The organism is Streptomyces sp. NPDC094143 (genome assembly GCF_040303825.1).
GTDB lineage: Bacteria > Actinomycetota > Actinomycetes > Streptomycetales > Streptomycetaceae > Streptomyces.
Genome location: NZ_JBEOTZ010000001.1, coordinates 245,805 through 265,329, shown reverse-complemented (window position 1 = coordinate 265,329; position 19,525 = coordinate 245,805). Strand labels below are relative to the sequence as shown.

Annotated in this window: 18 protein-coding genes and 1 pseudogene; 13 read left to right on the top strand and 6 right to left on the bottom strand. The window is 73.0% G+C overall.

What is annotated here, in order from left to right; all coding sequences use genetic code 11:
• The first annotated feature begins 77 nt into the window (after nt 1-77).
• The gene (locus tag ABTZ58_RS01165) at nt 78-2,987 is read left to right on the top strand and encodes an ABC transporter substrate-binding protein (RefSeq protein WP_351348963.1); all 2,910 of its coding nucleotides are present in this window, start codon (nt 78-80) and stop codon (nt 2,985-2,987) included.
• Between the two features lie 6 nt (nt 2,988-2,993).
• Here the strand turns inward: ABTZ58_RS01165 and msrB are convergent, their stop codons facing one another.
• The 4 genes from msrB to ABTZ58_RS01145 form a co-directional block, all read right to left on the bottom strand.
• Nucleotides 2,994-3,401 (bottom strand): peptide-methionine (R)-S-oxide reductase MsrB, encoded by a 408-nt coding sequence (gene msrB / locus ABTZ58_RS01160; RefSeq protein WP_309094950.1) that lies wholly within the window; start codon nt 3,399-3,401, stop codon nt 2,994-2,996.
• A gap of 14 nt (nt 3,402-3,415) precedes the next feature.
• A complete protein-coding gene (murC, locus tag ABTZ58_RS01155; RefSeq protein WP_351348959.1) occupies nt 3,416-4,807 on the bottom strand; it encodes a UDP-N-acetylmuramate--L-alanine ligase in 1,392 nt (463 codons plus the stop codon).
• Nucleotides 4,808-4,916: 109 nt separating this feature from the next.
• Complete coding sequence (locus ABTZ58_RS01150) at nt 4,917-5,390, bottom strand: indole-3-glycerol phosphate synthase (RefSeq protein ID WP_309094948.1); 474 nt, start codon at nt 5,388-5,390, stop codon at nt 4,917-4,919.
• 242 nt (nt 5,391-5,632) lie between these two features.
• Nucleotides 5,633-6,436, bottom strand: a complete 804-nt coding sequence (locus ABTZ58_RS01145) for a pyrimidine reductase family protein (RefSeq protein WP_351348956.1) — start codon at nt 6,434-6,436, stop codon at nt 5,633-5,635.
• A gap of 37 nt (nt 6,437-6,473) precedes the next feature.
• On the opposite strand from ABTZ58_RS01145, the gene zapE reads away from it, so the two are divergent.
• From zapE to ABTZ58_RS01110, 7 genes are all read left to right on the top strand, one after another.
• On the top strand, nt 6,474-7,571 hold the full coding sequence (zapE, locus tag ABTZ58_RS01140) for a cell division protein ZapE (protein ID WP_351348953.1): 1,098 nt from the start codon (nt 6,474-6,476) through the stop codon (nt 7,569-7,571).
• Between the two features lie 198 nt (nt 7,572-7,769).
• The gene (locus ABTZ58_RS01135; protein ID WP_351348950.1) at nt 7,770-8,201 is read left to right on the top strand and encodes a hypothetical protein; all 432 of its coding nucleotides are present in this window, start codon (nt 7,770-7,772) and stop codon (nt 8,199-8,201) included.
• Between the two features lie 75 nt (nt 8,202-8,276).
• Complete coding sequence (locus ABTZ58_RS01130; RefSeq protein ID WP_351348947.1) at nt 8,277-8,858, top strand: carbonic anhydrase; 582 nt, start codon at nt 8,277-8,279, stop codon at nt 8,856-8,858.
• A 14-nt stretch (nt 8,859-8,872) separates the two neighbouring features.
• Nucleotides 8,873-10,366 (top strand): SulP family inorganic anion transporter, encoded by a 1,494-nt coding sequence (locus ABTZ58_RS01125; RefSeq protein WP_351348944.1) that lies wholly within the window; start codon nt 8,873-8,875, stop codon nt 10,364-10,366.
• A 153-nt stretch (nt 10,367-10,519) separates the two neighbouring features.
• Entirely contained in the window at nt 10,520-11,383 is an 864-nt protein-coding gene (locus ABTZ58_RS01120) for a slipin family protein (RefSeq protein WP_351348941.1), read from the top strand.
• A gap of 90 nt (nt 11,384-11,473) precedes the next feature.
• The gene (locus ABTZ58_RS01115; protein ID WP_351348938.1) at nt 11,474-12,859 is read left to right on the top strand and encodes an alkaline phosphatase PhoX; all 1,386 of its coding nucleotides are present in this window, start codon (nt 11,474-11,476) and stop codon (nt 12,857-12,859) included.
• Between the two features lie 85 nt (nt 12,860-12,944).
• A complete protein-coding gene (locus ABTZ58_RS01110) occupies nt 12,945-13,799 on the top strand; it encodes a PPK2 family polyphosphate kinase (protein WP_351348935.1) in 855 nt (284 codons plus the stop codon).
• A gap of 9 nt (nt 13,800-13,808) precedes the next feature.
• On the opposite strand, the gene ABTZ58_RS01105 is transcribed toward ABTZ58_RS01110, so the two are convergent.
• Together ABTZ58_RS01105 and ABTZ58_RS01100 are read right to left on the bottom strand one after the other, a co-directional pair.
• Nucleotides 13,809-14,294: an SRPBCC family protein gene (locus ABTZ58_RS01105; RefSeq protein WP_351348932.1), complete on the bottom strand. Its 486-nt coding sequence runs from the start codon at nt 14,292-14,294 to the stop codon at nt 13,809-13,811.
• Complete coding sequence (locus ABTZ58_RS01100) at nt 14,291-14,695, bottom strand: ArsR/SmtB family transcription factor (RefSeq protein WP_351348929.1); 405 nt, start codon at nt 14,693-14,695, stop codon at nt 14,291-14,293. Before ABTZ58_RS01100 ends, ABTZ58_RS01105 begins: the two co-directional genes overlap by 4 nt.
• An 85-nt stretch (nt 14,696-14,780) precedes the next feature.
• Between ABTZ58_RS01100 and ABTZ58_RS01095 the strand changes: the two genes are divergently transcribed.
• From ABTZ58_RS01095 to ABTZ58_RS40090, 5 genes and pseudogenes are all read left to right on the top strand, one after another.
• On the top strand, nt 14,781-16,298 hold the full coding sequence (locus tag ABTZ58_RS01095; protein ID WP_351348926.1) for an FAD-dependent oxidoreductase: 1,518 nt from the start codon (nt 14,781-14,783) through the stop codon (nt 16,296-16,298).
• A 43-nt stretch (nt 16,299-16,341) separates the two neighbouring features.
• Nucleotides 16,342-16,521, top strand: coding sequence for a hypothetical protein (locus tag ABTZ58_RS01090; RefSeq protein ID WP_351348923.1), 180 nt, complete (start codon nt 16,342-16,344; stop codon nt 16,519-16,521).
• An 82-nt stretch (nt 16,522-16,603) separates the two neighbouring features.
• Nucleotides 16,604-17,383 carry an aminoacyl-tRNA hydrolase gene (locus tag ABTZ58_RS01085; protein WP_351348920.1) on the top strand — a complete coding sequence of 260 codons (780 nt, stop codon included), beginning with the start codon at nt 16,604-16,606 and terminating at the stop codon, nt 17,381-17,383.
• A 70-nt stretch (nt 17,384-17,453) separates the two neighbouring features.
• Complete coding sequence (locus ABTZ58_RS01080) at nt 17,454-17,915, top strand: DUF7144 family membrane protein (RefSeq protein ID WP_351348917.1); 462 nt, start codon at nt 17,454-17,456, stop codon at nt 17,913-17,915.
• Between the two features lie 305 nt (nt 17,916-18,220).
• Nucleotides 18,221-19,042 (top strand): annotated as a pseudogene (locus tag ABTZ58_RS40090) (MbnB/TglH/ChrH family RiPP precursor modification enzyme); the annotation flags it as partial.
• Nucleotides 19,043-19,525 lie beyond the last annotated feature (483 nt).

Here is a 19,525-nt window from a genome sequence, read left to right as displayed (position 1 = left end):
GGTTCCCGCGTCGCCCTCTCCCACCTCAGCCGCAGCGGTTAGCCTCGTAAGTCACCGAAGGTGAACGGGGGTTGCCCATGGTGAACGCCGAACGCACGCCGCCGGACTGCCCGGGGGGACATGACGGCATCCCGGAGAGCAGCGCCGGTGCGCATCTCCAGGACCAGCTCGAACTGCTCATCCAGGACTTCCGCACGAGCATCGAGCCGCCCATGCCGGTGTTCGTCGTGCACGCGCAGGAGAGCACGGACGACGACGCGGTGGCCGGGCTGGTCCGGCAGCTGTACGCGGGCCAGGAGGCGCACGGCACGCGCTGCGCGGTGGTGCAGGACGCCTACGAGGGCCCCACGGAGGTGCGCAGGGCCGCGGCCCTGGTACGGGCGCTGAGCGACCCCAAGAAGTGGGGCGGCCCGCAGGCGGTCTACCGGCGCTACGCGTTCCCGCGGCTGCGGCTGGTGCACGCGATCGACGACGCGGTCGCGGCACTGGGCGAGAGCTGGCCCGCGCCCGCCCCGGGCAGCCCCGAGGCCGGGCAGGACCAGCGGCAGCTGCTGCTGAACCAGCTGGCGCAGCAGCGCTGGCGGCCGCGCAACACCGCGCGCTGGCATTCGGGTCTGCCGCTGTTCGACATGGCGCACATCCTCCCGGCGAGCTTCGTCACCGTGCTGGCCGCGCTGCTGGCCCGCAGCGAGTGGTACGTGGCGGTGGGCTCGGGCCTGGTCTTCCTGCTGCTGCTGACCGTCCTCAACTACGTGCTGCCCGGCCGGGCGCCGATCTTTCTGTGGCTGCGCCGTGAGAGCCGCTGGTTCATGACGACGACCTTCCTCCGGGCGGCGGACCAGGACGAGCCCACCGAGGTGTCGCTGCTGCGGCCGGTGCGGTCCTGGAAGGCGATCGCCGCCCGGGCCTACGACGTGGCCGAGGCCCTCAAGGCCGGTGGCGATTTCCACCTGCAGCTGTGCGTGCTGGCGCTGCGGGAGGACCTGCGCGACAACCACCGCCGCTGGAGCTGGGACCTGCGCGGGTTCAAACGGCCGCGCCCGCCGATGCTGTTCCTGCCGCACGCAGACGCCCGCAACGGCGGCATCGAGCTGGTCCGCGCCGTCAGCGACGTCCGCAGCCGGCGCAGCGAGCTCGACCCGCTGCTGGTGGTGGCGGCGGTGCGCGCGCACGACGTGCCGCGCCTGGAGCGCAGCGTGGTCCGGACGGCGCCCGATCCGGACCCGGTGCCGCCCAAGTTCGGCGAGCGGCTGCGCACCTGGTACCGGGAGTGGGCGCACAACCTGCGCGCCGAGCAGTCCCCCAGCCGGGAGCGGTCCGTCCTGCCCTGGGTGATGAAGATCCCGGTGCCGCACGACCAGCTCGGGCCCGTCGAGGAGCGCCGCCGGCATCTGCGGGCCTCCACCCGGCCGACGCTCGCCCGGCTGGTGTGGGCCCTGCACACCCTGGTGCTGGTGATCGCCGTGCTGGCCGCCGGGACGGTGATGCGGGCCGACGCCCTGCACGACCGGTACTGCTCGGCGTCCCTGCTCACCGCCAACCGCGACACCCGGCGCGCGACGGCGCCCGGCGGCGGCACGGAGTGCATCGGCATAGCGACGGACGGGGTCCGCTTCGCCGACTGGCTGCCGGAGCCCGCGCCCGGCGACGCGATCGGGGCCCTGACGGCCGGCGAGGAGAGACCCTGGACGGTGGCCGACCTGGAGGACCGCATCGACCGGCAGAACGCGGACGTCCTGGCCCGGTACCCCGGCAAGTACGTCACCGTCGTCTACGCCGGACCGCTCAGCGCCGACCCGGCCGACGGCTCCTCGCTGGTGAAGGGCGCCGAGGAACTGGCGGGCGTGTACCTCGCGCAGGCCGTCGTCAACGAGAACTCCAGCGTGAAGCTGCGCGTGCTGCTCGCCAACGGCGGTGTGGACCTGGGGCACCAGGAGCGGATGGCCGAGGCGATCGCCGCGTACGCCGCGCACGACCCGACCGTGGTGGGCGTCGTCGGCACCGGCCGCGACCTGAAGTCGAGCAGGGCCACCACCCGCACCCTGATGGAGGCGGGCCTGCCGGTCGTCTCCGGCACGAACTCCGCCACGTATCTGCCCCGCGAGTTCGCCAACTGGTTCAGCCTGGCCGCCACGGACGAGTGGCAGACCCGGCAACTGGGCCTGGTCGCCGCCCAGTTGCGCACCCCCGGGCGGCGGCAGTACGCCCTGGTGCTCGCCCGCGACACGGCGCGGACCGACGACCTGTACACCGACGAACAGGCCCGCTACGGCGGACAGATGCTGCGGCGGCAGGGCTTCACCCCGCTCGGACAGCGCCGCTACGAACTCAGCGGTGGCACGCCGGAACTGCGCTCGCACGCGCAGGAGATCTGCCGGGGCGAGCGGGTCCCGTCGGTGATCTACTTCGCCGGCCGGGTGGAGGACGTCGATCCGCTGATGACCCAGCTGGGCACCGAACCCGGCTGCGCCGACAGGCCCCTGGCCATCCTCACCGGCGACGACCTGTCCAAGGCCGACTTCACGGCCGGCGGGCAGTCCGTGGCGCCGAAGGTCACGCTGTACCACGCGGCCCTCGCCGAGCTGCAGAAGGCCGCCACCAACACGGCCTTCTACCTGGACGCCGCCAAGCACCTGCCGGGCCTCGAGGGCCGCCGGCTGCGCTACGACAGCCCGGCCCTGGCCAGCGGCCAGACCGCCCTGGCCCACGACGCGACCCGGGCCCTGTTCTGGGCGGCCACCCGCGACGACCGGCCGCAGAGCCGCGCCTCGACCTGGGTGAACCTGCGCAACGTCAGGATCGAGGGCATGGCCACCGGCACCATCGACTTCACCCGCGCCCCGCTCTACGGCGACCGCACCGGGCACAGCATCGTGCTGAAGGAGGTCCGCCGCTCCGCCGACGGCACCTCCGACGTCCATGTGCTGTGCCGCCGCACGGCCGGGGACACGGCACCCCTCACCCGGAAGGAGTGCCGGATCCGCTGAGCGCGCTCAGCCCGCTTCGGGCGTCAGCCGCAGCGCGATGCTGTTGATGCAGTACCGCTGGTCCGTGGGCGTGGGGTAGCCCTCGCCCTCGAAGACGTGCCCGAGGTGCGAGCCGCAGCGCGCGCACCGCACCTCGGTCCGCACCATGCCGTGCGAACGGTCCTCGATCAGCTCCACCGCGTCGGTGTCCTTCGGATCGAAGAAGGACGGCCAGCCGCAGTGCGACTCGAACTTGGTGTCCGAGGTGAACAGCTCCGCTCCGCAGGCACGGCAGGAGTAGACGCCCCGCGTCTTGGTGTCGGTGTACTCACCGGTGAAGGCCGGCTCCGTGGCCGCCTGGCGCAGCACCGCGTACTCGCCCGGGCTCAGCTCCGCGCGCCACTGCTCGTCCGGCTTCTCGACGTCGTACGGCATGAGCCTCCAGCCCCTCAGTTCGACAGACGGTCCAGGATCCGCGGGCCGAGGTCGGTGACGTCGCCCGCTCCCATGGTGAGAACGAGATCACCGGGCTTCGCCATTCCCGCGACGACCGAGGGGACCTCCGCCGTGTCGTGCACCGGCGTGACGTCCGCGCCCGCCGCCCGGGCCGCCTCGATGATCAGCTCGCTGGTCACGCCGGGGATCGGGTCCTCACGGGCCGGGTAGATGTCGAGGACGACCGAGGCGTCCGCGAGGGCCAGCGCCTGCCCCATCTCCTTGCCGAGTTCCTGCGTCCGCGAGAACAGGTGCGGCTGGAAGACGACCAGGATGCGGGAGTCGCCCGCCGCCCCGCGCATGGCCTCCAGGTCGGCGGTCATCTCGGTGGGGTGGTGGGCGTAGGAGTCGATGACCTGGACGCCGGCCGCCTCGCCCTTGAGCTGCAGCCGCCGCTTCACCCCGGTGTACGCCGCGAGCGCCGGGGCCAGCTCGGCCGCGGGGACGCCGAGCGCCACGCCCGCCGCCAGCGCCGCCACCGCGTTGTGCGCGTAGTGCCGGCCGGGCACGGAGACCGCGAAGGTCAGCTCCCGGCCCTCCAGCACGACGGTGACCTCGCTCTTCAGCCCCTGCGGCACGACCGACAGCACGCGCACACCGGCGTCCTCGGACGCGCCGTAGGTCACCACCCGCACGCCGCGTCCGGTGACCCGCCGGGTCAGCTCGCGCGCGCCCTCGTGGTCGGCGGAGATCACCAGCGTGCCGCCCTCGGCGATCCGGTCCACGAAGGTCTCGAAGGACTCGTAGATCTCGTCCATCGACGCGTAGTTGGCGTGGTGGTCGAGCTCGACGTTGAGGATGATCGCGACCTCGGGCGTGTACTTGTGGAAGCTGCGGTCCGACTCGTCGGCCTCGGCGACGAAGATCTCGCCCTCGCCGTGCAGCGCGTTGGAGCCGGGCGCGTCCAGGTCGCCGCCGATGGCGTAGGAGGGCTTCAGGCCCAGCTCGCTCAGCGACACGGCCAGCATCGAGGTGGTGGTCGTCTTGCCGTGCGTGCCGGCGACCGCGATCGGGCGCAGCCCGTCCATCAGGGCGGCCAGCGCGTCGGAGCGGTGCACGACGGGGATGCCCAGCTCGGCCGCGCGGGCCAGCTCGGGGTTGTCGTGCCGGATCGCCGACGAGACGACCACGCAGCTGGCGTCGTCGGCCAGGTGCTCCGCCGCGTGCCCGATGTGCACGGTCACGCCCAGCGCGCGCAGCGCCTCGGCCGTGGCCGACTCCTTGGCGTCGCTGCCCGCGACGACGGCCCCGCGCTGGGCGAGGATCTTCGCGATCCCCGACATCCCCGCCCCACCGATGCCGATGAAGTGCGGTCGGTCCATGGCGGTGGGAAGGCCGGGTGCCATGCGGTTCTCCAAGTACGGCGTGACGGGTGTGGGCGCACCCACCTTATTTCAGTGGCGCGCGGGGCCGTGCCAGGGCCGCGGGGGCCGTGATGCGCCGCCGCGTGGAGGGCTATGCCTTGCTGTGCGAGAACAGCTTCAGCACCGGCACCCCGACCTTGTGCCGGGCGCGCGAGGCCCAGTCCCGGTGGAAGAACTCCTCCACGTAGTGGGGGTCGGTCAGCACGATGACCTCATCGGCCCCCACCTCCTCCACCAGCGACTTCAGCGCGTCCAGCGGATGGTCCTCGATCAGCCGCCCCTCCGCCGCGCTGCCCGAGGCCCGCAGCGCCGCGAGGGAGACCTCCAGAGCCCGCTGCCCCACGCTCAGGGCTTCCTCGCCCTCCGGCGTCTCCCCCTCCCGCACGGCCTCGTCGAGTTCACCGAGCGCCACGTCGTCGATGGCCCGCAGCAGACGGTCGGCCTGTTCACCGCGCGGCTGGAGCAGCACCTGGAAGGAGACCTCCTCCTCCCCGTGCAAGGTCGTGACGAACTCCACGTCGGCGGACGTCAGGGCCTTCTCGATCATCAAAACGCTTGTGAACACCAGGCGCCCCTTCTGCTCCGGGGCCTCGGCCCCACTCCTGCGTGGGCCGTGCCGGGCCCTGCGGAAACCATCCTGCCCGTGTACGCACGGGTACTGCCGGCTCCAGTGTGCCCTCCGGAACCCGAGCGGAACGCATATGCCGCCGACGAACGGACCGCGGAGGGCCAGCGCCCTCCTGTTCCGGTGCCACCGGAGGACCGGATGCACCGGCCGCCGACACCTTGTACCCCGGGTCCGTTACGTCAGGCCCTGCCGTACCGGGTGAACAGGAAGCCGTCCTCCTCCAGCATCGACAGCAGGGAGAAGCGGTGCGGGACGGTGACGGCGGGTCCCCCGGCGATGCGCTGCGCGTCGCCCGCGGTGAGCATCGGGGAGACGGTCAGGCACAGCTCGTCGAGGACGCCGGCCGCCACCATCTGCCCCAGCAGCCGGGGCCCGCCCTCGGTCAGCAGACGGGTGTGGCCGAGTCCGGCCAGCGCCGCCACGGCTCGGGCGGGGTCCACGCCCATGCCGTCCCCGGCGGTCACCACCAGCGCCCCGGCCTCCCCGGCGGCGGCGACGCGGTCCGGGGCGGCCGCGGCTCCGGTGAGGATCAGGGTGGGCACCAGGGGCGAGGTGAACAGCGGCAGCGAGAAGTCCAGGTCCAGGCTGGCGGTGACCACCGCGATCGCGGGTGCGGGCGCCTGCCCGGCCGCCTCGCGCAGCGCCGCGAACTCGGCCCGGGCGCGGGCCGGGCGGTAGCCCTCCCGGCGGACGGTCTCAGCCCCGACGACCACCACGTCGGCCAGGGCCCGCAGCGTGCCGAAGATCCGCATGTCGGCCGCGCTGGAGATGGGCTGCGAACGTCCGTCGTGCTGGGCGGCGCCGTCCAGCGTGGAGACCATGTTCGCCCGCAGATACGGCTCCGCCCGCCCGGTGCCCGGCTCGGGATAGGCGTACGCGGCGGCCAGCTCGGCCAGGCTCCACTCCCGCCCGGCGCCCTCACCGGACCGGCCGTCCGGGGCCGGAGCTGCTGTTTCATCGGTCACAGGGAACAGGCGTCGCATGCCGTGCAGTGTTCCACGCGCCGTAGCATGGTGAACCGTGTCCTCTTCCCCCTCCCCGTCCGGAACCGGCCCCGTGACCGACCCGGCCCCGCTGTCGCTGTGCGCCCGTGAGCCGCACGTGCCCGCGGACCGCCTGGTCGCCGAGATGGTGCCGCCGCCGCGGTTCGACTCCGTCCGGTTCAGCACGTACATACCGGACCCGAACCAGCCCAGTCAGACCGAGGCCGTGCGGGCCCTGGAGGGCTTCGCGGCCGGCCTGGGCGGGGACGACGGCTCGGGCAAGCGGCGGCTGTTCGGTTTCGGCAGGGCGGCGAAGAAGGCCCCGGTCGGTCCGCGCGGCGTCTACCTGGACGGCGGCTACGGCGTCGGCAAGACGCACCTGCTGGCCTCCCTCTGGCACGCCACCCCGGCCGAGCCCGCCCTGAAGGCGTTCGGCACGTTCGTGGAGCTGACCAACCTGGTCGGCGCCCTCGGCTTCCAGCAGACGGTCCGCACGCTCTCCGGCCACCGCCTGCTCTGCATCGACGAGTTCGAGCTCGACGACCCCGGCGACACGGTCCTGGTCTCCACCCTGCTGGGCAAGCTGGTCGACGCGGGCGTCGCCCTCGCCGCCACCTCCAACACGCTGCCCGGCAAGCTCGGCGAGGGCCGGTTCGCCGCGGCCGACTTCCTGCGCGAGATCCAGGGCCTGTCGGCGCACTTCCGCGCCCTGCGCATCGACGGCGAGGACTACCGCCACCGCGGCCTGCCCGAGGCGCCGCCGCCGTACTCCCACGAACAGGTGACGGCGACGGCGCACGCCACCGAGGGCGCCTCCCTCGACTCGTTCTCGCCCCTCCTGGACCACCTGGCCCGGGTCCACCCCAGCCGGTACGGCGCGCTGACGGACGGGATCAGGGCGGTGTGCCTCACCGGCGTGCGGCCCGTTCCCGACCAGTCGACCGCCCTCAGGCTGGTCGTACTCGCCGACCGGCTCTACGACCGCGAGGTGCCCGTGATGGCCTCGGGCGTGCCGTTCGACCAGCTGTTCAGCGACGAGATGCTCAACGGCGGCTACCGCAAGAAGTACTTCCGGGCCATCTCGCGGCTCACCGCGCTGGCCCGCGACGCGGCCGCTTTGCCGACCGGTCGGTAACCCCGCTTCCAATATCGCGTCAACAGCCGTACGGGAAGGGCTGGTTCCGGCCAGCGCACCCACGGTTTTCAGGCTCTCTTCAGCTTGAAACGTTAAGTTAACCCTGCAAACGACTTTGCAGGGTTAACGTGTTTCTTGACCAGCCGTTGACCAAGTGTTGGTCAACGCTAGACGTCTGCGATGACTGAAGGGGGGCGCATGCATCGAGGTACGACGGCACGGACCGTGGTCTCGCTCCTCGCCGCCGTCCTGCTCGCCCTCCAGCTCTTCGCGCCGACCGCGTCCTTCGCAACCGCGCACACACCGAGTCAAGCCGAGGCCAAGGCTCATCCCGGAACCAATCCCTCCGGTACGGCCTCGCGCCCCGGGATCACCTTCTCCGGCAAGGTGCTGCGCGACGAGATCGCCACCTGCCGCTCCGGGCACCACGGGGACCCGACCGGTCCCCTGCGGACCCGCAACCGGTCCCACGCCACCGACTCCGCGCCCACGGCGCCCGACCGGCCGCCGCTGTCCCGGCACATCCAGCCGACGGCGGACGAACCGGCCGGACCCCGCACCGCGCACCGGCACACGTCGAGATCCTCGGCGTCGCACACACCGGCTGCCCTGCAGGTCTTCCGCTGCTGAGCAGCAGAGCAGCCCCCCACCTCTGTCATGCCCGTCCGACGCGCCCCCACTGCGCGCCAGGAGGAGTCACTCACCATGCAGCCCCTCATCGACAACGCCCGCAAGTTCGGACAGCGCCCTGAGGAGTTCGCCCGCCTCGCCGAGGGCCAGTCCCCCGACGTCCTGTTCATCACCTGCTCCGACTCCAGGGTCGTACCGGCCCTGATCACGGGCGCCCGCCCCGGCGAGCTCTTCGAGCTGCGCACCGCGGGCAACGTCGTTCCGCCCTACGCCTCCGGCACCCCCACCGGCGAGGCGGCCACCATCGAATACGCCGTGCAGGTGCTCGGCGTCCGGCACGTCGTGGTCTGCGGCCACTCCCACTGCGGCGCCGTCGGCGCGGTGGTGCGCCACGACGACCTCACCGCCGTACCCGCCGTGCGCGACTGGCTCGCCCACGCGGCGGACGAGCCCGAGTGCTCCGACCCCGGGGACCCGACGGTCGCCGAGGCCGTACAGCACCACGTGCTCTCGCAGTTGCTGCGACTGCGTTCCTACCCGTGCATCGAGAAGCGCCTCGAAGCGGGTGAACTGCAGCTGCACGGCTGGTACTACGAGGTCCACACCGGTGCCGTGCGGGAACACCGCGCGGAGTCCGACACGTTCGAGACGCTCTGAGGGGGCCGCTGACCATGCTGTCCAAGTTCCCTTATCTGAGGCAGGACTTCCTCGCCTCCATCGTCGTCTTCCTGGTCGCGGTGCCGCTGTGCGTCGGCGTGGCGGTCGCCTCCGGCGTGCCCGCTGAGCTGGGTCTCATCACCGGCATCGTCGGCGGCATCGTCACCGGGATGATGCGCGGCAGCAGCCTGCAGGTGTCCGGGCCCGCGGCGGGCCTCACCGTGCTGGTCTTCGAGGCCGTCAGCGAGTTCGGCGTGGGCACGCTCGGCGTGATCGTGCTGTTCGCCGGGCTGCTCCAGCTCGCCATGGGTTTCTTCGGCATAGGCCGCTGGTTCCGGGCGATATCCGTCTCGGTCGTCGAGGGCATGCTCTGCGGCATCGGACTGGTGATCATCGCCGGTCAGATCTACGCCGCGGCGGGCCTGAAGGCACCGGATTCCGGCCTCGGCAAGATCGCCGGCCTGCCCGGGGCGTTCACCGACGCGTTCGGCAGCACCAAGGCGCTCACCTCTCTCGCGATCGGCGCGGGCACCATCGCCGTCATCGTGCTGTGGAAGAGGATGCCGAAGGCGGTGCGGACCGTGCCCGGCGCCCTCGCCGCGGTCGTCCTGGCCACGGTCGCCACGCTCGCCTTCGGCCTGCCCGTCGCCACCGTCCAGGTGGAGGGCCTGCTCGGCGTCGTCCAGCCGCCCGGCTCCGAGGCCTTCGGCGAGCTGGCGAGCCCGGCCATCTGGGGCACGATCATCGCCTTCGCCCTGATCGCCTCCGCGGAGAGCCTGTTCAGCGCGGCGGCCGTGGACCGGCTGCACAACGGCCCGCGCACCGAGTACAACAAGGAGATGATCGCCCAGGGCGCGGGCAACACCCTGTGCGGTCTGCTGGGCGCGCTGCCGATGACCGCGGTCATCGTGCGCAGCTCCGCCAACGTGAGCGCGGGCGCCAGGACCAAGGCGTCCCGGGTGCTGCACGGCGTGTGGCTGCTGCTGTTCGCCGCCGCGATGCCGTGGGCGCTGGCGCTGATCCCGATCCCCGCCCTGGCCGGCATCCTCGTGCACGCCGGCTGGAAGCTGATCCCGTTCCGCCAGATCACGGCGCTGTGGCGGGCGCACAAGGGTGAGGCGCTGATCCTCGTCGTCACGGCCGTGTCGATCGTCGCGGTGAACATGTTCGAGGGTGTGCTCATCGGTCTGGCCCTGTCGGTCGTCAAGACCGCCTGGGAGGCCTCGCAGGGCAGGCTGGAGGTCATCGACAAGGGCGCCGGCCCGATCCAGGTGTACCTGGCGGGCAACGCGACCTTCCTGCGGCTGCCGAAGATCATGGACAGTCTGGAGGCCCTGCCCCAGGACCGCCCGGTGGAGCTGAACCTGTCGGGTCTGCACCACCTCGACCACGCCTGCCGCACGGCCCTGGAGAACTGGGCCGAACGCCACAGCGCGACGGGCACGGAGCCGGTGAAGGTCACGGAGACCGAGGCGTCGCCGGAGAGCGAGAAGGTCACGGCGGCCTAGCCGACGCGGACGGTACCCGGTCCGGGGCGCGCGGTCGGCGCGCCCCGGATCCGGTGCGTCCGGCCCCGTCCGCCCAGGCATGGCCCCGGCCCCCACTCCGGGCATATCGTGACAGAAGTATCCGGAACGGGGCCTCTGAGCGGGGAGGTCGGCATGGTCGGGGAGCTGATCGGGGCGGTGGCGGCGGTCTGCGCCGGCGGTGTGGTCTATCTGGCCGCGGCGGCGCGGGTCGTCAAGCAGTACGAGCGCGGGGTGGTCTTCCGGCTCGGGCGGCTGCACGGGGACGTGCGGCGGCCCGGATTCACCACCGTGATCCCGGGGGTGGACCGGATGCGCAAGGTCAACCTGCAGATCGTGACCATGCCGATTCCGGCCCAGGAGGGCATCACCCGGGACAACGTGACCGTGCGGGTGGACGCGGTGGTGTACTTCAAGGTCGTGGACCCGGCGGCCGCTGTCGTCAACGTCGAGGACTACCGCTTCGCGGTCTCGCAGATGGCCCAGACCTCGCTGCGCTCGATCATCGGCAAGAGCGAACTGGACGATCTGCTGTCCAACCGGGAGAAGCTCAACCAGGGCCTGGAGCTGATGATCGACAGCCCGGCCGTGGAGTGGGGCGTGACCATCGACCGCGTCGAGATCAAGGACGTGTCCCTGCCGGACACCATGAAGCGCTCCATGGCCCGCCAGGCCGAGGCTGACCGGGAACGGCGGGCCCGGCTGATCAACGCCGACGCCGAGTACCAGGCGTCCAAGAAGCTGGCCCAGGCCGCCCACCAGATGGCCGACACGCCCTCGGCGCTCCAGTTGCGGCTGCTGCAGACCGTGATGGCCGTGGCGGCGGAGAAGAACTCCACGCTGGTGCTGCCCATCCCGGTGGAACTGCTCCGCTTCCTGGAACGGGGCGGCCGCGAGACGGGCGGGCAAGGCGCGCAGGCACCGGTGGAGCAGGCCGCCGGCCGCACGGAGCAGGCGCGGGACGCCATGGAGGAGTTGCGGCACGCGGTCGAGCAGTGACGCGCGCTACGCGCGTGGTTCCCGCCACCGGCACCGGGTGGTAGACACAGCGGGATCACAGTTCCTGTCCGCCAGCAGGAAGGTTGTCCCATGACCGAGACCGGTCGTACCGCCACCACCCGACGCCAGGTGCTCGCCGGAACAGGGGCCCTGGGCCTCGGGATCGCGTTCTCCGGCGCCCTGTCCGAACTCTTCGCCGGCACCGCCGCCGCACAGACCACCGGCCGTACCGGCTACGGCCCCCTCGTCCCCGACCCGCAGGGCGTCCTCGATCTGCCGGAAGGTTTCCGCTATCGGATCCTCTCCCGCGAGGGCGACCCGCTCCGCTCCGGGGAGGGCGCCGTCCCCTCCAACCACGACGGCATGTCGGCCTTCGAAGGCAGGGGCGGCCGGGTCCACCTGGTCCGCAACCACGAGAACCGCCACAGCGGCAGAATCCCCGTGCCCGCCGTCGAGGGCCTCACCTACGACCCGGCCGGCAAGGGCGGCTGTACGGCCCTGACCCTGGACTCCCGCAACCACGTGCTGTCGGAACGCGTGGCGATCGCCGGCACGGCCGTCAACTGCGCGGGCGGCCCCACCCCCTGGGGCACCTGGCTGACCTGCGAGGAGACCGAGGACAAGGCGGGCACCAACGGCTACGCCAAGGACCACGGCTTCATCTTCGAGGTCGATCCGGTCGACCCGCGCCGCACCGGGGCCGTGCCGCTGACCGCGATGGGCCGCTTCCAGCACGAGGCGATCGCCGTCGACCCGAGGCGCGGCGTGGTCTACGAGACCGAGGACGCCTTCGACAGGCCCTTCGGCCTCTTCTACCGTTTCCTGCCCGACCGGCCGCTGGGCGGCCGGGGTTCGCTGCGCGCGGGCGGCCGGCTGCAGGCCATGCGCGTGCCCGGGGTGCCCGACCTGTCCACGGTCCAGGACACCGGTGCCGCGTTCGACCGCGTCGAGTGGGTGGACGTCCCCGATCCGCAGGCCGCGCAGACGCCGATCCGGTTGCAGGACTTCGGCCGCAAGGGCATCACCCACGCGCAGAAGCTGGAGGGCTGCTACTGGGGCGGCCGGTCGGTGTACTTCGTGTCGTCCTTCGCGCGCACCGGCGACGGTTCGGCGGCCGACCACTTCGGGCAGGTCTGGCGCTACGACCCCGAGCGCCGCCGCCTGACCCTGGTCGTCGTGTTCGGCCCGGACACCGACGTGCGGCTGCCGGGCGAGTCCCCGGACAACATCTGCCTGGCGGCCGGCGGCGGCCTCATGGTCTGCGAGGACGGCAGCGGCGCCCAGCACGTGTACGGCGTGACCCGGCGCGGCGAGGTCTACGCGATGGCCCGCAACCGCCAGAACATCGGCACCCCCGAGGAGCCCGAGTTCGGTGAGTTCGCCGGGGTGACCTTCTCGCCCGACGGCGACACGATGTACGTCAACTGCTACACGCCCGGTACCACGTTCGCGGTGACGGGCCCCTGGCGCCGGTAGCCGGCGCTCCGGATCCGGCCGGGGCGGCGGGTACGCAGCCCGGCGCCCCGCCGGATCGTCAGGCACAGGACCGGAAGGGGTTCCGGTGACACACAAGGAGAGCACCTCGCTGCGGGACCGGTTGCGCCTGCCCGTCGGCGAGCCGGTCGACCTGGCCCGGTACGACGCCGCCGGCACCCCCGCCGGACCGGACGGCAAAGCGGCGGGCCGGGCCGGGACGGCCCGGATCGGCGAGCGGCTGGCCGTCCTGCAGGAACGGCTGTGGGCGGCGAGCACCAGGGGCGACCGGCGCCGCGTCCTGCTGATCCTTCAGGGCATGGACACCAGCGGCAAGGGCGGCACGGTCAAGCACGTCATCGGCCGGCTGAACCCCTCCGGCTGCCGGGTCACGGCGTTCCGGGCACCCACCGTCGAGGAGCGCGCGCACCCCTTCCTGTGGCGGGTCGAGCAGGCCCTCCCGGTCCGCGGCGAGCTGGGCGTCTTCGACCGCTCGCACTACGAGGACGTCCTGATCGCGCGCGTCAGACAGCTCGCACCCGCCACCGAGATCGCCCGGCGCTACGAGCAGATCAACCGCTTCGAGCGGTCCCTCACCGACGACGGCACGACCCTGGTCAAGTGCTTCCTGCACCTCTCCTACGACGAGCAGCGCCGCCGGCTGCTCAAGCGCCTCGACAAGCCGGACAAACGCTGGAAGTTCGCCGCCTCCGACATCGACGACCGCGCCCTGTGGCCCGCCTTTCGGGAGGCCTACGAGATCGCCCTGGAGCGTTGCGGGACTTCGTACGCGCCCTGGTACCTGGTGCCTGCCGACCACAAGTGGTACCGGGACTGGGCGGTCGGCACGCTGCTCCTTGAGCACTTGAGGGAGCTGGATCCGCGCTACCCGGAGGCGGACTTCGACGTGGCCGAGTTCCGGCGGCGGCTGCTGGGGTCCTGACCCGGCCGGTCAGGCGGCCAGCAGGGCGTCGATCTGGCCGACGGCCTCCTTCAGGCCCTCCTCCATGCCCATCGTGATCAGCTGCTCCATCTGCTCGCAGGAATCGAAGAGGGAGCGCATCTCCATGCGGGTGCCGCCCTCGCGCTCGCTGAGCCGGACCGACACGGACATGGTCGGCATGTCGTCCTTGGGCTTGCCGTCGTCGTCGGCGAAGCCGTCGGTGAACTCCAGGGCCGTCGGCTCGGTGACCGAGGTGATCCGCCACCAGCCGCGGTGCCGGTCGCCCTCCGGTCCGGTCATGAAGTAGGTGACCTCGCCGCCGGGGGTGAGGTCGTGATCCTCCACGGTCGCCGGGTAGGTCGGCGGGCCCCACCAGCGCTCCAGCTGCCGGGGGTCGGCCCACAGCCGCCACACCCGCTCCACGGGCGCGGCGAAGTCGGCGACCAGGGTCAGGGTCAGGTGGTCGAGGTCCTTGTCGACACGGGTGACACTCATCTCTCGGGCCCTTCCGTCGGGTCGTTCTCTCCGGTTGCGGACGGCCCGGTCCGGGACCCGCCGCCGCCGGGGTCCTCGGCGAGCAGCCGGGCCATCCGGTCCACGCGCCCGCGCCAGGCGGACTCCAGCTCGTCGAGCGCCCGGCGGGCGCGGCCCACCGCGTCGGGGTCGGTGCGCACGAGCTGCTCCCGTCCGCTGCGCTGCTTGGTGACCAGTCCCGCCCGTTCCAGCACCGCCACGTGCTTCTGCACCGCCGCGAAGCTCATCGGATAGGCCTCGGCCAGCCGGGACACGGACAGCTCCCCGCTCACACAGCGGCGCACTATGTCCCGGCGCGTGGTGTCGGCCAGGGCGTGGAACAACCGGTCCGCCGTCTCGTCACTCGGCTCATCTACAACCATTTGGTTGTACGTTAGCCCTGCCGGCTCCCTCTGTAAAGCGATCCGTCCGGCACTGACGCGGGCGCGCCGGGGTACCCGGTGCCACATGAGCGAGAAGCAGCAGGTCAGCAGCTCCTACTGGCTCGACACGGCACCGGACGGCCGCCATCCGGCGCTGGCGGAGGACCTGGACGTCGACGTGGCGGTGATCGGCGGCGGGATCGCCGGACTGTGCACGGCGTGGGAGCTGACGCGCGCGGGCCGGAGCGTGGCGGTGCTGGAGTCGGGCCGGGTCGCGGCGGGCGTCACCGGACACACCACCGCCAAGGTGACGGCCCTGCACTCCCTCGTCTACGACAAACTGCGCCGCACCCGCGGCCCCGAGGGCGCGCGCCTGTACGCCCGTTCCCAGTCCGAGGCGATCGAGCGCGCGGCGGGGATCGCCACGGAGCTCGGCATCGACTGCGACTGGGAGGCCAGGAGCGCGTACACGTACGCCCGCGACCCCGGCAAGGTCGAGGAGCTGCGGGCCGAGGCCCGGGCGGCCGCCGAGGCCGGGCTGCCCGCCGAGTTCGTGACCGAGACCGGGCTGCCCTTCGAGGTGGCGGGCGCGGTCCGGGTCACCGGACAGGCCCAGTTCCATCCGCGCAAGTACCTGCTGGCCCTCGCCGCCGACCTGGTCGAGGGCGGCGGCCGGATCTTCGAGGACACCACCGTCCTCGGCCTGGACGAGGGCGAGCCCTGCCGGCTGTCGACCGCGACCGGGGCGACGGTCCGGGCCCGGGACGTCGTCGTCGCCACGCACTACCCGATCTTCGACCGGGCGCTGCTGTTCGCCCGGCTCACGCCGAAGCGCGAGCTGGTCGTCGCCGGGACCATCCCCGCCGGCCAGGACCCGGGCGGCATGTTCATCACGCCCGACGAGAACACCCGCTCGGTGCGCACGGCGCCGTACGACGGGGACCGGCGCCTGCTGATCGTCACCGGTGAGCACTTCACGCCGGGCACGGGCGACACCCGGGAGCGGCTGGAACGCCTCACCGCCTGGGCCACCGGGCACTTCCCCGGCCTGGACGTCACCCACCGGTGGGCCACGCAGGACAACACCCCCACCGACACCGTCCCGATGGTCGGCCCGCTGCACCCCGGCGCCCGGCACTCCTACGTGGCCACCGGGTTCGGCGGCTGGGGCATGACCGGCGGCATCATGGCGGGCCGCCTGCTCGCCGCGCAGATCACCGGCGAGGAGTGCGAGTGGAGCGGGCTGTACGACCCACGCCGGGTGAAGCCGGCCGTGCGGGAGGCGCCGTCGTTCCTCAAGACGCAGGCCAAGGTGGCCGGGCACTTCGTGGGCGACCGGCTGCGGCCCTCGCCGCCGGTGGAGTCCCTGCCGCCCGGTGAGGGGGCCGTGGTCCGGGCCGGCGGCCACCGGCTCGCCGTCTACCGGGACGACGACGGGGCCCTGCACGCCTTCTCCGCCCGCTGCACCCACCTGGGCTGCCTGGTCGACTTCAACGCCGCCGAGCGCGCCTGGGAGTGCCCCTGCCACGGCTCCCGCTTCGACACCGACGGCAAGGTGATCCAGGGCCCGGCGACCAGGCCGCTGGAACGGCGGGACATCTGAGCGGGCCGTGGGCGGACGGTCCCGACCGGCCTACGCTGGAGACATGAGCGAGGACGACTACTGCCTGATCGACGCGGCCAGGCCACCCCGGGCGGACGGACCGCCGTACGCCGAGTGCGTGCTGTGCCGGGAGCCGACGGAGTATCCCCAGTCGTACAAGGGCATCACGCTCTGCCCGGTCTGCGAGTGGCAGGAGGCCCAGCGCACGGCCTGCTCGGGCTGAGGCGGGCAAGACCGGCGGCGGCCGTGTCCGGCGGCCGCCCGGGCCGGTCAGCCGCGATCTTCCGGCTGGCACACTGGGGTGCGTGAGCGAAGACCCGACGACCGTGAACGACCCGACGCCCGTCCACGACAGCCCCTTCCGGTCCGAGACCTCCACCCGCGACACGGCACCGCAGTTCGTGCTGCCGCTGGTCGTGCGGATCGAGCGGGCGGACCCGCCGGCGCGCACCGACGCGCTGGAGACGGCCGCGCGGGCCGTCCTGACGATCCTGGCCGACGAGCGCTCGGCCGGCGACGGCGCGTGGGCGGGGGCGATGCGGGACTGGCAGGACGCGCGGATCCGCAAGGTGGTGCGCCGGGCGCGCGGCGCCGAGTGGCGGCGGGCCGAGGCCCTGCCCGGCATCACGGTCACCGGCAAGTCGGCCGAGGTGCGGGTCTTCCCGCCGGTGCCGCTGGACGGCTGGCCCAAGGATCTCGCCCGGCTCCAGGTCTCCGGCACCGACCTGGACGACCCGCGGGAGCCGGGGGACGCCGACCCGGCCGCGCCCGTGCTCTGGCTCAACCCGGAGCTCGGCATGTCGGCGGGCAAGGCGATGGCCCAGGCCGGGCACGCCGCCCAGCTGGCCTGGTGGGAGCTGTCCGACGCGCAGCGGACCGCCTGGCGGGACAGGGGCTTCCCGCTCGCCGTACGGACGGCCGACCCGGCCCGCTGGCCCCCACTGACCGGCAGCGGACTGCCGTTGGTCCGGGACGCCGGGTTCACGGAGATCGCGCCCGGCTCCTGCACGGTCGTCGCGGACCATCCGGCGCTGCGCCGGGAGCCGCACGGGGCCGGCGGCCCGGCGTCCACCCGTTCGGAGTAACCGCGGGCGCGGGGGTCCCGGACGAGTGCTCCAGTGGGGTTACCAGACAACCCCGACCCAGGAGGCAGCCATGAGCAGCGCCGCGCCCCCTCCCCCCGCTCCTCCCGCGCCCGACGACCGGATGCCCGGTGGGGGCGGCCCGCGCGGTTCCGGTGACGCGTGGGCTTCCGGGGGTCTCGCCCTCGGCGGCACCCTGATGGTCGTCTACGGTCTCTTCGCGGTGCTGCAGGGCATCGCGGCGATCGCCGACGACGAGGTGTACACGAGCTTCGGCGACTACGTCTTCGAGTTCGACCTGACCGCGTGGGGCTGGATCCACCTGATCGTCGGCGTGCTCGTGGTGGCGGCCGGGTTCGGCTTGTTCACCGGCGCCGCCTGGGCCCGGATGGTGGGCGCTGTCGTGGTCGGACTCGCGCTGATCGCGAACTTCATGTGGCTGCCGTACCAGCCCTTCTGGTCGATCATCATGATCGTCACCGGTCTGTTCGTCCTGTGGTCGGTGTTCAACTACCGCTCCCCCCGCGCCGTCTAGAGCCGTGCCCGGCCGCAGGGGCCGGCGGGCGCCGGTCCCCTCCCGGCGACCAGCGTGTGCAGTCGCCGGGTCGTGAGGGCCGGGGCCGCCCCCCGCCGTTCCCGCGCGGGGCGGTGCGCCTGCTTCGCCGCCTTCGCGCAGGTCCGGCCCGCGACGCGTCGGGGGGCGGCGCGAGTGCGGGGGCTGTGCCGGTGGGGTCGAACCTCAAATGTTGCTCTGAAGGCGGCCCGTGCGGGGTTCGGCGGCGGGCGGCTGGGCCATACCCCCCTCACGTTCGGGGAGCGGGCCGGGTGGAGGAGGGGACGATGGAGCGACTGGGGACGGGCATCGGGTGGCGGCCGGAGATCGCGGACGCCGTGGAGCGCATGCCGGGGATCGACTGGGTCGAGGCCGTGGCCGAGAACGTCTGCCCCGGGCACCTGCCCGACTCGCTGCGGCGGCTGCGCGAGCGTGGCGTCACCGTGGTGCCGCACGGCGTCTCGCTGGGCCTCGGGGGCGCGGAGCGGCCCGACGAGGGCCGGCTGGCCGCGCTGGCCGAGCGGGTGACGGCGCTGGGCTCGCCGCTGGTCACGGAGCACATCGCGTTCGTCCGGGCGGGCGGCGCCCTGACGGCGTCCCCGCGGCTGGAGGCCGGCCATCTGCTGCCCGTCCCTCGGACCCGGGACGCGCTGGACGTGCTCTGCGAGAACGTGCGGATCGCGCAGGACGCGCTGCCGGTGCCGCTGGCCGTGGAGAACATCGCGGCGCTGATCTCCTGGCCGGCCGAGGAGATGACGGAGGGCCAGTTCCTGTACGAGCTGGCCGACCGTACGGGGGTGGGTCTCCTGATCGACGTGGCGAACCTGCACACCAACCACGTCAACCGCGGCGAGGACCCCGCGAAGGCCCTGGCGGAGCTCCCCCTTGAGGCCATCGCCTACGTCCATGTCGCGGGCGGTTTCGAGCGCGACGGCGTCTGGCACGACAGCCACGCCCACCCTGTGCCGCGGCCGGTCCTCGACATCCTGACCGACCTGGCGTCCCGCGTCCGCCCGCCGGGCGTCCTGCTGGAACGGGACGAGAACTTCCCGGAAGCGGCGGAACTCCACTCCGAGCTGGCCTCGATCCGCAGGGCAGTGGAGACGGGAGCGGTGGAACGCGTGAAGGCGGAACTCCGCGAAGCGGGCCGCACGGCGGCACGACCGGCGACGAGGCCGTCCGCGCCGGGGTCGAAGGTGCCCCGGGTCGGGGCGGGGGTGGTCCGGGCCGGGACGGAGGAGTCCCGGGCTGCGGCGGAGGCACCTCAGGCCGGGGCGGGCGTACCCGACACGGCGGCGGAGACGCTCGCGGCGGGAGTGGTAACGCCCAGGGCTGGAGCGGAGGAACCCCGAGGTGGGGTGGCGGCACCCCGGCCCAGGGCAGCCATACCCGACACGGCGGCGGAGACGCCCGAGGCGGGAGTGGTAACGCCCCGGGCTGCGGCGGAGGCACCCCGGCCCTCGGCAGGCGTACCCCCCACGGTGGCCGAGACGCCCGAGGCGGAGACCGGGAGGCCCAGGTACGGGGCGGAGGCGTCCCGGACAGAGGCGGGCGTTGCCCGCGCAGCGGCAGACACGCCCGAGGTGGGGACC

What these genes read in the sequence shown, in the direction of transcription:
- ABTZ58_RS01165 (WP_351348963.1), top strand. Translation starts at nt 78, where the DNA reads ATGGTGAACGCCGAACGCACGCCGCCGGACTGCCCGGGGGGACATGAC.
- msrB (WP_309094950.1), bottom strand. Translation starts at nt 3,401, where the DNA reads ATGCCGTACGACGTCGAGAAGCCGGACGAGCAGTGGCGCGCGGAGCTG.
- murC (WP_351348959.1), bottom strand. Translation starts at nt 4,807, where the DNA reads ATGGCACCCGGCCTTCCCACCGCCATGGACCGACCGCACTTCATCGGC.
- ABTZ58_RS01145 (WP_351348956.1), bottom strand. Translation starts at nt 6,436, where the DNA reads ATGCGACGCCTGTTCCCTGTGACCGATGAAACAGCAGCTCCGGCCCCG.
- ABTZ58_RS01135 (WP_351348950.1), top strand. Translation starts at nt 7,770, where the DNA reads ATGCATCGAGGTACGACGGCACGGACCGTGGTCTCGCTCCTCGCCGCC.
- ABTZ58_RS01130 (WP_351348947.1), top strand. Translation starts at nt 8,277, where the DNA reads ATGCAGCCCCTCATCGACAACGCCCGCAAGTTCGGACAGCGCCCTGAG.
- ABTZ58_RS01125 (WP_351348944.1), top strand. Translation starts at nt 8,873, where the DNA reads ATGCTGTCCAAGTTCCCTTATCTGAGGCAGGACTTCCTCGCCTCCATC.
- ABTZ58_RS01120 (WP_351348941.1), top strand. Translation starts at nt 10,520, where the DNA reads ATGGTCGGGGAGCTGATCGGGGCGGTGGCGGCGGTCTGCGCCGGCGGT.
- ABTZ58_RS01115 (WP_351348938.1), top strand. Translation starts at nt 11,474, where the DNA reads ATGACCGAGACCGGTCGTACCGCCACCACCCGACGCCAGGTGCTCGCC.
- ABTZ58_RS01105 (WP_351348932.1), bottom strand. Translation starts at nt 14,294, where the DNA reads ATGAGTGTCACCCGTGTCGACAAGGACCTCGACCACCTGACCCTGACC.
- ABTZ58_RS01100 (WP_351348929.1), bottom strand. Translation starts at nt 14,695, where the DNA reads ATGGTTGTAGATGAGCCGAGTGACGAGACGGCGGACCGGTTGTTCCAC.
- ABTZ58_RS01095 (WP_351348926.1), top strand. Translation starts at nt 14,781, where the DNA reads ATGAGCGAGAAGCAGCAGGTCAGCAGCTCCTACTGGCTCGACACGGCA.
- ABTZ58_RS01090 (WP_351348923.1), top strand. Translation starts at nt 16,342, where the DNA reads ATGAGCGAGGACGACTACTGCCTGATCGACGCGGCCAGGCCACCCCGG.
- ABTZ58_RS01080 (WP_351348917.1), top strand. Translation starts at nt 17,454, where the DNA reads ATGAGCAGCGCCGCGCCCCCTCCCCCCGCTCCTCCCGCGCCCGACGAC.